Source organism: Acinetobacter modestus, assembly GCF_014636095.1.
In the GTDB taxonomy this organism is placed as follows: Bacteria; Pseudomonadota; Gammaproteobacteria; order Pseudomonadales; family Moraxellaceae; genus Acinetobacter; species Acinetobacter modestus.
On record NZ_BMDV01000004.1, the window covers coordinates 196,014 to 209,155 of the forward strand.

The 13,142-nt window shown below is 37.8% G+C and carries 14 protein-coding genes; 9 read left to right on the forward strand and 5 right to left on the reverse strand.

The genetic code is table 11. From position 1 onward, the window contains the following. Positions 1 to 4 precede the first annotated feature (4 nt). Positions 5 to 292, reverse strand: coding sequence for a hypothetical protein (locus IEV17_RS11095; RefSeq protein WP_004664733.1), 288 nt, complete (start codon positions 290 to 292; stop codon positions 5 to 7). A 267-nt stretch (positions 293 to 559) separates the two neighbouring features. Here IEV17_RS11095 and IEV17_RS11100 point away from each other — a divergent pair, with 267 nt between their 5' ends. From IEV17_RS11100 to IEV17_RS11110, 3 genes are all read left to right on the forward strand, one after another. Further along, a complete protein-coding gene (locus IEV17_RS11100; protein ID WP_004664735.1) occupies positions 560 to 781 on the forward strand; it encodes a hypothetical protein in 222 nt (73 codons plus the stop codon). 66 nt (positions 782 to 847) lie between these two features. Continuing rightward, positions 848 to 1,702 carry a patatin-like phospholipase family protein gene (locus IEV17_RS11105; RefSeq protein WP_004664736.1) on the forward strand — a complete coding sequence of 285 codons (855 nt, stop codon included), beginning with the start codon at positions 848 to 850 and terminating at the stop codon, positions 1,700 to 1,702. Positions 1,703 to 1,972: 270 nt separating this feature from the next. Continuing rightward, positions 1,973 to 2,212, forward strand: a complete 240-nt coding sequence (locus IEV17_RS11110) for a hypothetical protein (RefSeq protein WP_004664738.1) — start codon at positions 1,973 to 1,975, stop codon at positions 2,210 to 2,212. 70 nt (positions 2,213 to 2,282) lie between these two features. Here IEV17_RS11110 and IEV17_RS11115 read toward each other — a convergent pair whose 3' ends face one another. Further along, positions 2,283 to 2,708, reverse strand: coding sequence for a GNAT family N-acetyltransferase (locus IEV17_RS11115; protein ID WP_004664741.1), 426 nt, complete (start codon positions 2,706 to 2,708; stop codon positions 2,283 to 2,285). 17 nt (positions 2,709 to 2,725) lie between these two features. After that, positions 2,726 to 3,943 (reverse strand): class I SAM-dependent methyltransferase, encoded by a 1,218-nt coding sequence (locus IEV17_RS11120; RefSeq protein ID WP_004664742.1) that lies wholly within the window; start codon positions 3,941 to 3,943, stop codon positions 2,726 to 2,728. A 101-nt stretch (positions 3,944 to 4,044) separates the two neighbouring features. Between IEV17_RS11120 and trhA the strand changes: the two genes are divergently transcribed. From trhA to lpxO, 3 genes are all read left to right on the forward strand, one after another. Continuing rightward, on the forward strand, positions 4,045 to 4,686 hold the full coding sequence (gene trhA / locus IEV17_RS11125; RefSeq protein ID WP_034602052.1) for a PAQR family membrane homeostasis protein TrhA: 642 nt from the start codon (positions 4,045 to 4,047) through the stop codon (positions 4,684 to 4,686). Positions 4,687 to 4,789: 103 nt separating this feature from the next. Then, entirely contained in the window at positions 4,790 to 6,100 is a 1,311-nt protein-coding gene (locus IEV17_RS11130) for an MFS transporter (RefSeq protein WP_004664746.1), read from the forward strand. A 112-nt stretch (positions 6,101 to 6,212) separates the two neighbouring features. Further along, positions 6,213 to 7,118, forward strand: a complete 906-nt coding sequence (lpxO, locus tag IEV17_RS11135; protein WP_004664749.1) for a lipid A hydroxylase LpxO — start codon at positions 6,213 to 6,215, stop codon at positions 7,116 to 7,118. Between the two features lie 54 nt (positions 7,119 to 7,172). Here the strand turns inward: lpxO and IEV17_RS11140 are convergent, their stop codons facing one another. Beyond that, complete coding sequence (locus IEV17_RS11140; protein ID WP_004664752.1) at positions 7,173 to 7,547, reverse strand: hypothetical protein; 375 nt, start codon at positions 7,545 to 7,547, stop codon at positions 7,173 to 7,175. 144 nt (positions 7,548 to 7,691) lie between these two features. Beyond that, the gene (gene secA / locus IEV17_RS11145; protein WP_004664754.1) at positions 7,692 to 10,427 is read right to left on the reverse strand and encodes a preprotein translocase subunit SecA; all 2,736 of its coding nucleotides are present in this window, start codon (positions 10,425 to 10,427) and stop codon (positions 7,692 to 7,694) included. 337 nt (positions 10,428 to 10,764) lie between these two features. Here secA and IEV17_RS11150 point away from each other — a divergent pair, with 337 nt between their 5' ends. From IEV17_RS11150 to IEV17_RS11160, 3 genes are all read left to right on the forward strand, one after another. Beyond that, entirely contained in the window at positions 10,765 to 11,400 is a 636-nt protein-coding gene (locus tag IEV17_RS11150) for a peroxiredoxin (protein ID WP_004664755.1), read from the forward strand. Between the two features lie 300 nt (positions 11,401 to 11,700). Next, a complete protein-coding gene (locus IEV17_RS11155; protein WP_004664756.1) occupies positions 11,701 to 12,510 on the forward strand; it encodes an MBL fold metallo-hydrolase in 810 nt (269 codons plus the stop codon). A gap of 1 nt (position 12,511) precedes the next feature. Next, positions 12,512 to 13,099, forward strand: a complete 588-nt coding sequence (locus tag IEV17_RS11160) for a dual specificity protein phosphatase family protein (RefSeq protein ID WP_004664757.1) — start codon at positions 12,512 to 12,514, stop codon at positions 13,097 to 13,099. Positions 13,100 to 13,142 lie beyond the last annotated feature (43 nt).

Consider the following 13,142-nt stretch of genomic DNA (forward strand, 5'->3'; position numbering starts at 1 on the left):
AGGTTTAACCTAAGAACCAAACTCTTTGAGGCACAGGTCGTTCCACGACTTGCTCAGGTTGTTCTACTACAACTGGCGCTTTCACGATATTAAAAGATCGTGTGAGATGATTCACATGGCTTTGCAACTCGGTATCATCTATTGTTTTAGCATAATCAATGAGATGCTGTGCATATTCTTGATTTTCCACCATATAAAGCACATCAACCACACGACCCGTTACCCGTCTTAAACGCACATAAAACTGCGTAACAGCTGCAAAAACATCCGTATCCGTTGAATCCAAAATCATTCTTTTCTCCATCATATTTTGTTTTTCATCAATATTGTTATGATCTTCAAAATAGATAATTGCCCTTAAAAAAAGACTCAGCTTCTTATCTACCTTGAAAGAATCTGTGTTCATTGTATTGAATACTATGGCTATTTTAACAATCCAATCCTGTAATCCATATTGGACAAAAGTCGATTTTTGATTTGCTTATTAACATCTGCACACGGAGTGGATTATACTTTTATGTTATAAGGCTATTTATTTTCTCTCTTTAGGAAAAATCCTATGTCTGAAAAACTCTGTCCAGAAACCTCTCCTTGGGGTTGGAAAGCACTCATTATCACCTGTATTTTAAGTTTTCTTTTTATGGTGATTTTTTACTTGGCGATGAACAACGAACCAGATTATATGCCAATGAATCAGAAGAAAGCAGCAGCTCAATCTGAAATGTCAGAGTCATCGATGACAACCGAAACAATGCATGCTGAGCATGAACATCATCACTAAAATATTATTGTCGATCATGATGAATCCGTGTTAAACAGGGATTTATCATGTTATTCGAGATTTTCAATGCTTCACCAAAATCGTCAGGCACTGGTTGTTGAAGGCGGTGGAATGCGCGGTGCATTTACCAGCGGTGTTTTAGATGCATTTTTACAGCAACAATTTAATCCTTTTGACCTTTGTGTTGGTGTTTCTTCTGGTTCAACCAATGTCGCAAATTACTTAGCTGCGCAGCAAGGTCGCACTCTACAAATCTATTTAGATCATTCCCTTCGCTCTGAATTTATCCATTACGGTCGCTTCTTTAAAGGCGGTGATTTATTGGATTTAAAATGGATGTGGGATGTAGTTGAAAAAGAATATCCTTTAAATCAGACACATCTATTTGAAAATCATCCTGAATTTTATATGGTGCTCACCCATGCGATTTCAGGTGAAGCCACTTATATCAGAGCATCTAAAGACAATATTTTAGATGGATTAAGAGCATCTAGTTCTATCCCCGTACTCACACGTCAAGCAGTTGACGTATTTGGTGAACCCTACTTTGATGGCGGTGTTGCGGATGCCCTCCCAATACATTGGGCTGCTCAGCAGCATGATGTTTCGAAACTTATGGTATTACGAACACGACCAAAGAATTATTATAAAGCTAGCAGCAAAGGTGATCAGTTGCTCGCTAAATATGTGTTTAAACAAAAACGTGGTTTTGCACAAAGCTTGCTCAATAGAACTCAACGTTACAATGATTCGGTGCAATTTGTTCGCTCAGCGTCAAAACAACAAATTCTTGAAGTTTGCCCCCCTGATTTAAAAAACATGGCAGGTCGACTTTCTAAAAACAAAGCAAAAATTCGCTATAGCTACGATGTGGGTATAGAAACGGGTTTAAAAGCGATTGAGGATTGGAAGAACCTCTGAGTCTGTCTACACGACCAAATCTTGAATGAATCATGATTGAATAATTCGGTTATTTCTATCCCCAATTATTCAATCATTTATGCTTTTTTCTATTTTTAATATCTACAATGCGATTTTTTCAACTGACTTTTGCAGACTCTTACGCATTGAATCCAATACAAAATATAAATAAATTCCCCAAAGTAACTTTAAAACCATATAATATTTAAGGTTTTATTAATTTTATTGATTAATGCTGCAACCTTAAAATTTTAATTTTTGGAATTTATTATGAGCAATCAACCATCACCACAAAAAAACTCAAATGAAGAAACGGTATTAGGATGGAAGTTTGTCATTATTGTGGGCGTATTAAGTACCATATTTCTCAGCTTTTTTTATTTAGCAATGTCTCAAGAACCTGATTACATGCCTGGTGCACAACGTAAAGCCCAACAAGAGAAAGAACTTGCTCAACATGAACATGCTTCTGCTGCATCAGAAGTTATTGAGCATAACGAACAAAAGTAGCATCAAAATATGATGCTTAGATAATCTTGATCACGATCCGTTGAGTAAGCCCTCTCAACACGATTTTAATCTATAAAGTATTTAGACTCATCGTCATTTCAATGTGCGGAATTCCGCACTCATCATATGAATTACCTTGAACAATAAAACCTAGCTTTTCATAGAATGAGATCGCATGGACTTGAGAGGATAATGTCAGTACTGATCGACGTTGCTTTTGAGCATAGCTAATAATTTCTAGCATAATCATTTGTCCAAGACCTTGCCCCCGATAGGCTTTTAGTACAGCAACCCGCCCTACACTATTATTTTCGAGTAAACGTGCAGTCGCGATTGGCTGGTCTTGATCATAGATCACAAAATGCTGAGAAATCAGATCTTGATCATCCCACTCATCTGCTTCAGTGATGCCTTGTTCACAAATAAAAACCTGCGTTCGGATCAATTTAGCATCTTGCTGTAATTGATCCCAATGTCCTTGTTTGATTCTATACATATGGCGTTAAAACCTGATCAACACTTACAACCAATATTTTCAATCGGCATTTGGTCTTGTAATAATAATTCTAGGCTCTGTTTTTCAATACCATACATCGTTTTTAAGGCTTGGATTTGTTGCATGATTTTTGGATCAGGCTGTTGAAGTGCTTTACGTTTCGTCGCCAAAATCATTTTATTTTTACTGGTATGTTCTAAGGCAACAAACTCAAACACCTTAGTTTCATAACCATATGCTTTGAGTAATAAAGCACGTAAGGTATCCGTCAGCATTTCAGCCTGTTGTCCCGCGTGAATACCAAATTGCAGCATTGGCTGTAATACTTCTGGACTATGTAATTGTGGACGAAGTTCTTTATGACAACAAGGCGCACACATAATCATTGAAGCATTCAGACGAATACCCGTATGAATAGCAAAGTCAGTGGCAATATCACAAGCATGTAAAGCAATCATCACATCTAGTTTTTCAGGCTGATAACTACGTACATCCCCTTCAAAGAAATCAAGATGATTGAAACCTACCTGATCAGCTACATTCTGGCAAAACTCAACTAAGTTTGAACGCAATTCCACTCCTGTGATCAATGGTGTTTTTTGTTGTGACTGTAAATAATCATACAATGCAAAAGTTAAATAGCCTTTGCCTGAACCAAAATCGACAATATTTAATTCTTGTTGAGATGCATCAATCTGTTCATAGGCATTTGAAAAGATTTCAATAAATTTATTAATCTGCTTCCACTTACGCGCCATACTTGGGACAATCTGACCTTTTTCATCAGTAATGCCCAAATGTCTTAAAAAAGGACTTTGCTGCTGTACATAGCGTTGCTTTTCACGATTGTGCTGTTGTTGTTCAACTTTAAGTGCTGATGTTTGCTTTTTCTGACGATTTAACATCGCTTTCTTTTTATTTTTCTTTAATTGAATATCTTGATTCAAAGTGAATAAATTGGCTTGTTTAGATAGATTCAGTAACTCAGCAATCTTTTCTACCCCATCAACTAAAGTATAATTTTTAGTCACATCCTGAGTGGTGTGATGATATAAACAAGACAGTGTTGCCTGTCCTTGTAATTCAATCATACGAAAAGTCATTTTTTCTAATTCTGCCAACTCACCTTTGTATTGACTGAGTATCAGCCGATCAAAGCTTTTATTTTCAATAGATTGCTGGATATCCAAGAAAAACTGCTGTTCTTGTTCAAAAGAAAATTTCGGCGCAAACATAATGAAAACCTGACAAATAGAAACTAAATTTTAAAGCGTCTTACTTTAAAAGGGAAATTGCATTACGATACAGTTGTATTTTTATGCAAACAATAAATCTGATGACCGTAAATACCCTGTTGAGCTATGACCCGAAAGAAGAACGAATTAATGCTTATAGTCATGGTATTGGAGCTGTATTAGCACTGATTGCTTCTATCTTACTCATTGTTAAAGGTCAACATCTGCCTTTAGGACAATGGTGCAGTTTATGGGTATATGGTTTTAGCTTAGTCTTATTACTGAGTAGCTCAATGATTTATCATTTTGCTCAAGATGAGCGTAAACGCTATTGGTATAAAAAACTGGACCATACTGCGATTTATTATCTCATCGCAGGTACATATACCCCCTTTCTGAGTATCGCGATTCCGACAGCTAAAGCCCACTATTTACTGATTGCTTTATGGGTAATTGCACTGATTGGCACGCTATTTAAGTTAGTTTTTATTCATCGCTTTCAAAAAGTTTCATTAGCCGCTTATCTTGTGATGGGATGGTTGGCAGTTTTGGTCATGGATGATATGCAACGCTACCTTTCAAAAGAAGCAATTCAACTGTTAATTGCAGGTGGGCTTGCCTATACCGTTGGCACATTGTTTTATGCGTTAAAAAAGGTAAGATATACCCACGCAATTTGGCATGTTTTTGTGCTATTAGGGGCAGGTTTACACTTTTTGGCGATCTATTGTTATGTACTATAAAGCTATACATTACATCTAGTTTGTTAAGTAAACCCCGCATTCAAAAGGGCTTTTCAAGGTCATGATCGCTCTGCATCTTGAATAAATAAAATTAAGGTTATGTATGTCGTCAAGTACTACGACAGTCACTACAGCAGTGGCTAGCAACTCAAAAGTACGGGTATTATTTGCCAGCCTCGTTGGTACTACGATTGAGTTTTTCGACTTTTATATCTACGCAACCGCAGCTGTATTGATTTTTCCACATCTCTTCTTCCCTGAAAGTAGTGATGGTGCCGCAGTACTTAAATCACTCGCAACCTTTGCAATTGCTTTTATTGCTCGTCCAATTGGTGCAGCCATTTTTGGACATTTAGGGGATCGAATTGGGCGTAAAGCAACGCTCGTTGCGGCATTGCTTACCATGGGAATCTCAACGGTTTGTATTGGTCTTTTGCCGACCTATGCACAAATCGGTCTTGCAGCACCACTACTGCTCGCATTATGTCGTTTAGGACAAGGTTTAGGCTTAGGCGGTGAATGGAGCGGTGCTGTTCTACTCGCTACTGAAAATGCCCCTGAAGGTAAACGTGCTTGGTATGGGATGTTTCCACAATTGGGAGCACCAATTGGCTTTATCCTTGCCACAGGCTCATTTCTATTACTGAATGCCTTTATGTCCGAGCAAGATTTTATGACTTGGGGATGGCGTATTCCATTTGTTGCAAGTGCAATTTTAGTGCTTGTTGGGCTATATATCCGTTTGAAATTACATGAAACACCAGCATTTCAAAAGGTATTGAATAAACAAAAAGAAGTGAATGTACCTTTTAAAGAAGTGATGACCAAGCATTTTCCTATGCTTGTGTTGGGTACAATTGCCGCAATTTGTACATTTGTAGTGTTCTATTTAACCACTGTATTTGCATTAAACTGGGGTACGACTAAGTTAGGCTATGCAAGGGGGGAGTTTTTACAACTTCAACTAGCCGCAACTTTGTGTTTTGCAGCCTTTATTCCTGTCTCAGCGATCTTAGCAGAGAAGTTTGGACGTAAAACCACATCAATCGCTGTCTGTGTATTATCAGCACTATTTGGCTTATGTTTCGCTCCATTGCTTGGTTCTGGTAGCCCAATATTGGTGTTTTTATTCTTGTGTATTGGACTTTCAATCATGGGGTTGACCTATGGACCCATTGGAACTGTGCTTTCAGAGATTTTTCCAACATCAGTACGTTATACAGGTTCAGCATTAACCTTTAATTTAGCTGGAATTTTTGGTGCTTCATTTGCACCATATATCGCAACTCAGCTTGCAGAAAATTATGGTTTAGGTGCTGTCGGTTTATATCTAAGCTTAGCTTCTGCATTATCATTAATTGCATTCTTACTGATTCGTGAAACCAAAAATGATGATGTAAATAACCAAATTTAGCCATCTCTGTTATTTTCATTTCAAACCATTTACTGTTGATCTGACAACAACATTCTGTGAAATATTTTTTGTGCTAAAATATTTCACTCCTTTTTTTTAGACGACTGTATTTATGTACGCAGTGATTATCGTTGCCGTATTTTTATTCAGCTTCCTATACACTTATTATCGTGGCAAGGAACGATTAAAAGCATCTCGACAATTATTCGACCATTCTACATTCCTAGCCCCAGTTAACATGTTTATGACTGGTTTCTCTAAACTGCCAAACCAACCGTTCTTTGATGTGGCACAGTTCCCAGAACTCAAACCATTACAAGATAACTGGCAAGTGATTCGAGAAGAAGCTATCCAACTTCAAAATCAAATTAAAGCTTCTGAAAAAAATAATGATGCTGGTTTTAATACTTTTTTTAAACGCGGTTGGAAACGCTTTTATCTGAAATGGTATCAAGATAGCCACCCATCAGCACAACAACTCTGCCCTAAAACAGTCGCTCTGTTGGAAAGTATTCCTTCAGTAAAAGCAGCCATGTTTACTGAACTACCATCTGGTAGTTATCTTGGTAAACATCGTGACCCATATGCAGGTTCTGTCCGCTACCACTTAGGTTTAGTCACACCGAATAGCGATGGCTGTTTCATTGAAGTTGATCAAGAGCGTTATTCTTGGAGAGATGGTGAAGCAACTGTTTTTGATGAAACTTATGTTCATTGGGCGCATAATCAAACAGATGAAACACGTATTATTTTATTCTGCGATATTGAACGTCCAATGAAATGGGATTGGGCACAAAAAGTAAATTATTGGTTCGGACGAAACGTGATGTCTGCTGCAAGTTCACCCAATGATGATCAAGATAAAACTGGTTTCATTAACCGTATCTTCAAATATGGCTATGCTGTACACGCCTATGGTCGTGAATTAAAACAACGTAATCGTCGTTTGTATTATGTGTCTAAATGGTTATTATTCGGCATTATTATTGGTCTAATACTTTTACCTAGCTTTTTATAATCAGTTTTTATAAAAAAAGAGATGCTGAGCATCTCTTTTTTTGACATTAAATATTTATTTGGGTGGCTGAGCACTCGCCGTTTGCACTGCCGCTTCACCGATTAAAGCAACTTTTGCTTTCTCTTGGCTTCTTGCTGATAAAGCAGGATTAGATGCAACGATACGATTAATATTGGCAGAGTTTGCAGGTGCAATTGCCACAGTTTGTAATACGATTGGACGATTACCTGTGTCACCGAGAGTATAACGAATACCAGTACGTGGGCTAATCACAGTGGTAACTTCACGTTTAACCTGTGCCTCAGCAGTAGTCGCTCCTTTTGCTGCAAGCACTTTATCGACCGTAGTCGTTTGAGGAACGTTGTCTGCAAGTGCAACGCCAGATAATGCAACATTCGCTAAAATTAAAATTTGTAATGGCTTTTTCATTGTCTTCCCGCTTTTAATGCAAATCCAATTAAGGAGGATAATTCTCATAATAAAACTACAAAGTTGCTCTAGACACAAGTTACTTCTCGTAAAAAAGCAGAGCGAATACTCTGCTTTTTACTTAAATATAAACTAAGGTAAATTTTAAATCTTACCGTGGCATTGTTTATACTTTAAACCTGAACCACATGGGCATGGCGCATTACGGCTTTCTGGTACTGGAAATACTGCATTTCCAGATAAGCTACCACTCTCTTCAGAAATCGTCACTTCACCTGTTAAACCATCAACATCATCATGTTCAAAAGAAAGACGCATAGATTCAGCTTGACGTTGTTGTTGAGCTTCTAATTCAGCTAACTCTTCTGCTGTCGGTACGTGAACGCGGGATAGATCAGTTACAACATCTGATTTAATAATACCCAGCATATTCACGAACAAATTAAACGCTTCTTTCTTATACTCTTGCTCAGGATTTTTCTGAGCATAACCACGTAAATGGATGCCTTGACGTAAATAATCCATCGCTGCTAAATGATCTTTCCAATGACGATCAAGTGAATTCAACATAAAGTGACGTTCAAGCATTGCAGCTGACTCATCACCCATTTGCTCACGGCGTTGACGATAACGTGCAATTACTTCGTCAGAGATACGTGCAACTAAGCCTTCCTCGTCTAAACGACGATCTTGATCAAGCCATTGCTGAACAGGAAGCTCAATACCTAGATCTGTACGTAGTGCATTTTCTAGACCTTGAATATCCCATTGATCATGAATTGATTCAGGTGGAATAAAGTTAGCAATCACCCCTTTCATCACTTCATGATGCATTTCTTCGATATAGTCTTGTAAAGTGCTTTCAGCCAATACTTCATCACGTTGAGTATAAATAATTTTACGTTGTTCATTATTTACATCATCGTACTTCAATAGATTTTTACGAATATCAAAGTTACGTGCTTCAACTTTGCGCTGTGCATTTTCAATCGAACGACTCACCATTTTGTGCTCAATGGCTTCATTTTCTTGCAAGCCCATTGCACGCATCATCGCAACGACACGATCGCCCGCAAAGATACGCATCAAATCATCTTCAAGTGATAAATAGAAGCGTGATACACCTGGATCACCTTGACGACCTGCACGACCACGGAGCTGGTTATCAATACGACGAGATTCATGACGTTCAGAACCGATGATATGTAAACCACCAGAACTTAAGACATCTTCGTGATCTTTTTCCCATTGTGCTTGTAAACGAGCTTCGTCTTCAGGGGTATGATTTTCAATTTTGGCAAGCTTTGCTTTCCAGTTACCACCGAGCAAAATATCCGTACCACGACCCGCCATGTTGGTTGCAATCGTGACCGCATTTGGGCTACCGGCTTGCGCAATAATATCGGCTTCACGCTCATGTTGTTTTGCGTTCAAAACTTCATGATGAATCCCTGCTTGTAGCAGTTTTGAAGATAATATTTCACTCGCTTCAATCGTTGCGGTACCAATCAAAATAGGCGCAACACCTTTTTGACGAATATTACTGATCTCTTCAATAATGGCATTGTATTTACCATTACGATTTAAATAAATTAAATCGTTATGATCTTGGCGTACCATTGGACGATGCGTTGGAATTAGTACTACATCCAAACCATAAATTTCTTTCATTTCCGCGGCTTCAGTATCTGCTGTACCCGTCATACCTGAAAGCTTTTTATAAAGTCGGAAATAATTTTGGAAAGTAGTGGTTGCCAAAGTTTGGTTTTCTGGTTGAATTTCCATGTTCTCTTTGGCTTCAACTGCTTGGTGCAAACCTTCAGACCAACGACGACCCGGCATAGTACGACCAGTACTTTCATCCACAATAATGACTTCTTCTTTTTGAGTCTGTGGATTTACGCCAATAATATAATGTACGTTCTTTTGATATAAGTAATGCGCACGAATTGCAGCAGTAACATGGTGAACTAAATTCAAATTGGTCGCAGAGTAAAGACTCTCACCCTCAGCCAACAATCCCATACGAATTAATTCTTGTTCAACAGTCTCGTAACCCACTTCGGTCATTTCAACTGAACGTTGTTTCTCATCTACCCAGAAATGTCCACCATCAGCCACTTTTTCTTCTTTCTGTGGGCGTAATGTTGGCGGAATACTATTAATCAACTGATACAAATGAGATGAATCTTCACTTTGTCCAGAAATGATGAGTGGTGTGCGTGCTTCATCAATCAGGATTGAGTCAACTTCATCGATGATTGCATAGCTTAAGCCACGTTGTTTTTTCTCTTGTAGAGAAAACACCATGTTGTCACGTAAATAATCGAAACCAAATTCGTTGTTAGTACCGTAAGTAATATCGGCGAAATAAGCTTCAGCTTTTTCGGCTGGCATTTGCATTGAATAAATCACGCCAATGCTGAGACCTAAAAATTCAAATAACGGGCGATTCAGCTCAGCATCACGTTGTGCCAAGTAATCATTCACCGTAATCACATGAACACCTTGACCACTCAATGCGTTGAGATAGCAAGCCAAAGTACCCATGAGGGTTTTACCTTCACCTGTACGCATCTCAGCAATTTTACCTTCATGTAAGGTAATACCACCAATCAACTGCACATCATAGTGACGCATACCCATAACCCGTTTTGCTGCTTCACGGCAGACTGCAAAGGCTTCAGGCATCAATTTATCTAAACTTTCACCGTTGCTAAAACGCTGTCTGAATTCTGGAGTTTTTGCAGAGAGGTCTGCATCGCTAAGAGCAGATATCGTCGGTTCAAGCGCATTAATTTGTTCAACAATTTTACGCATGCGTTTGAGCTCACGCTCATTTTTTGTACCGAAGATACCTCCGATCAGACTTGCCAACATGAATAAACTCTCTAATCCTGTTTGTTTAAATAAGTAATTTTTTCTTAGCTGTTATTATGGAGTCAGAAATAAGAACTACAAGGGCTTTGCATCCAAACAGGTAAAAAAACTGCGAGGCGATTCTGACATCACACAACTAAAGAGCGTTAATGTAGCAAATTTGGATTTAACTTACATCGCTTTGCGTGTGAATTTATGATCAATTTTTTAGCTTCACTACATTCAATTATCTTAAATTCTCATAACAAAATGAAAAAACAATAATTTTATTTATAAAGTGATTCCTGCATATTAAATACACACATAAAACATCAATAATGTATTGAGGACTAATTAAATGACATTACGTTTAGGTGATATCGCCCCGAATTTCCAACAAGACTCTAGCGATGGTCATATTGATTTTTATCAATTTTTAGGCGACAGCTGGGGCATTTTATTCTCACATCCAGCGGATTTCACCCCAGTTTGTACCACTGAGCTTGGCTTTACCGCTAAACTGAAAGATGAATTTACAAAGCGTGGCGTCAAAGCAATTGCGCTTTCAGTCGACGATGTTGAATCCCATAAAAGCTGGATTCAAGATATTAATGAAACACAAAATACTACGGTCAACTTTCCAATTATTGCAGATAAAGATCGTAAAGTTTCAGAACTATATGGTTTTATCCACCCAAATGCGAGTGAGACTTTAACTGTTCGCTCACTGGTCATTATTGATCCGAATAAAAAAGTCCGCTTGATTATTACTTATCCAGCCTCAACAGGTCGTAACTTTAATGAAGTATTACGAGTGGTGGATTCATTACAGCTAACGGATAAACATAAAGTCGCAACACCTGCAAATTGGCAACATGGTGAAGATGTCGTAATTGTACCGTCGTTGAAAGATGAAGAGGAAATTAAACAACGTTTTCCTCAAGGCTATACCGCAGTGAAACCTTATCTACGCCTAACACCACAACCTGAGTGAGGATCAAACGAGCAACACTCGTTACGAACGCAAATCGAAACAGCTATGCTGTGAGTTAAAAGATTGAAGCCGACGAAAGGCTTCAAGCGCAGCGCAAGACAAACGAAGTGCGTCGTACACAAAACAAACAATACTTTTTACGAACATAAGTCGAACAGTAAAAAACTATTGAATCTGAATAATAAACTTCATTGCCTATCGATCCGATAGGCTTTTTAAATCGCAAAATAAAAACTTGTTGGTATTTTTTAATCGATACGTTATAAAAATAATTATCTTCAAAATAGAATAACAATCACGATGATTTATAACATCCATCATCTCCATTGTGGAAGCTTCTGCCCTGTTTGTGCTCCCCTATTTGGACAAAAAGGCTGGAAAGCACATCTAGTTTGTCATTGCCTACTTATTGAAACTGATCGAGGCCTGATTTTAATTGATACAGGCTTAGGTACACAGGACTATTTGCACACTGAACAACGTCTAGGGTCATTACTGACTCAATTTGGTTCGATTGTGCCCAATCTCAAATTAAGTGCTATCGAACAAATTCAAAAATTAGGCTTACGCCCTGAAGATGTGCAACATATCTTTGTCACACATCTTGATTTTGATCATGCAGGTGGTATTTCAGATTTTCCTAATGCAACTGTGCATATTTTAGCTTCTGAGTTTAATGCAACACAGACATTAACAGCCAAAGGTAAACTTCGTTATAAAACTGAACAATTTAAACAACATCGTCATTGGAATTTTGCTGAACATACAAATGGTGAAGCTTGGTTTAATTTAAAAAGGGTTCAAGGTCTTCCTTTTTTCCAAGATGAAATATTAATGATTCCATTGATTGGTCATACTGCTGGACATTGTGGTATTGCAATTAAAAAATCTGAAGGCTGGATTTTATTCTGTGGTGATGCGTATTACACCCATTTAGAACTCAATCCAAAAAACAAATTGAGAGCCTTAGATCTTACTGAACGTTTGTTGGCAGAAGATAATCGACAAAGGTTACATAACCTTAAACAGTTACAATATCTCGCTCAACATGAACCGAGTATTGAGTTAATTTGTGCGCATGATCCTGTTGAATTTGATCGTTATCAATAATATGAAAAAAGCACTTATCACCGTTGTTCTTTTATCAACGCTTAATGTTTCTGGGTGTATACAGCATTCGAGTTTAGAAAAAGACCAACGTCCTCAAAATTGGGGAACTCTTATTTCTAACACCCATAATTTTTATCAAATTAGTTCAGATGTTTTTCGTAGCGAACAGCCGAGTATTGATTTGATCCCAAGCCTTGAAGCTCATCAAATTAATACGATTATCAATTTGAGAGCTAGAAATGAAGATGCCAAAGTTTTAAAAGATCAGCCTTTTAATCTGGTACACATTCCAATCAATACTTGGGCAATCAATCGTAAAGACTTGTTAGAAGCAATGCGTGTTATTCAAACTGCTAAACAACAAAACCAGAAAATCTTAGTGCATTGCTATCATGGCTCAGATCGAACTGGTGCCACAATTGCTATGTATCGAATTATTTTTGAGCATTGGGCAATTGAAGATGCGGTTAAAGAAATGAAACAAGGAGGATACGGCTATCATATCATTTGGAAAAATATTGACCATCTTTTCACCCCTGAAAATGTAAAATGGATTCAACAACAACTTTCGAATCCAGCAGCTATTTAGTTTGCGAGATGAGCTTTAGATTAAATCCAATTTTTAGAGAGCT

Coding starts and splice junctions, on each gene's coding strand:
- IEV17_RS11095 (WP_004664733.1), bottom strand. CDS start 292: ATGATTTTGGATTCAACGGATACGGATGTTTTTGCAGCTGTTACGCAG.
- IEV17_RS11100 (WP_004664735.1), top strand. CDS start 560: ATGTCTGAAAAACTCTGTCCAGAAACCTCTCCTTGGGGTTGGAAAGCA.
- IEV17_RS11105 (WP_004664736.1), top strand. CDS start 848: ATGCTTCACCAAAATCGTCAGGCACTGGTTGTTGAAGGCGGTGGAATG.
- IEV17_RS11110 (WP_004664738.1), top strand. CDS start 1,973: ATGAGCAATCAACCATCACCACAAAAAAACTCAAATGAAGAAACGGTA.
- IEV17_RS11115 (WP_004664741.1), bottom strand. CDS start 2,708: ATGTATAGAATCAAACAAGGACATTGGGATCAATTACAGCAAGATGCT.
- IEV17_RS11120 (WP_004664742.1), bottom strand. CDS start 3,943: ATGTTTGCGCCGAAATTTTCTTTTGAACAAGAACAGCAGTTTTTCTTG.
- trhA (WP_034602052.1), top strand. CDS start 4,045: ATGACCGTAAATACCCTGTTGAGCTATGACCCGAAAGAAGAACGAATT.
- IEV17_RS11130 (WP_004664746.1), top strand. CDS start 4,790: ATGTCGTCAAGTACTACGACAGTCACTACAGCAGTGGCTAGCAACTCA.
- lpxO (WP_004664749.1), top strand. CDS start 6,213: ATGTACGCAGTGATTATCGTTGCCGTATTTTTATTCAGCTTCCTATAC.
- IEV17_RS11140 (WP_004664752.1), bottom strand. CDS start 7,547: ATGAAAAAGCCATTACAAATTTTAATTTTAGCGAATGTTGCATTATCT.
- secA (WP_004664754.1), bottom strand. CDS start 10,427: ATGTTGGCAAGTCTGATCGGAGGTATCTTCGGTACAAAAAATGAGCGT.
- IEV17_RS11150 (WP_004664755.1), top strand. CDS start 10,765: ATGACATTACGTTTAGGTGATATCGCCCCGAATTTCCAACAAGACTCT.
- IEV17_RS11155 (WP_004664756.1), top strand. CDS start 11,701: ATGATTTATAACATCCATCATCTCCATTGTGGAAGCTTCTGCCCTGTT.
- IEV17_RS11160 (WP_004664757.1), top strand. CDS start 12,512: ATGAAAAAAGCACTTATCACCGTTGTTCTTTTATCAACGCTTAATGTT.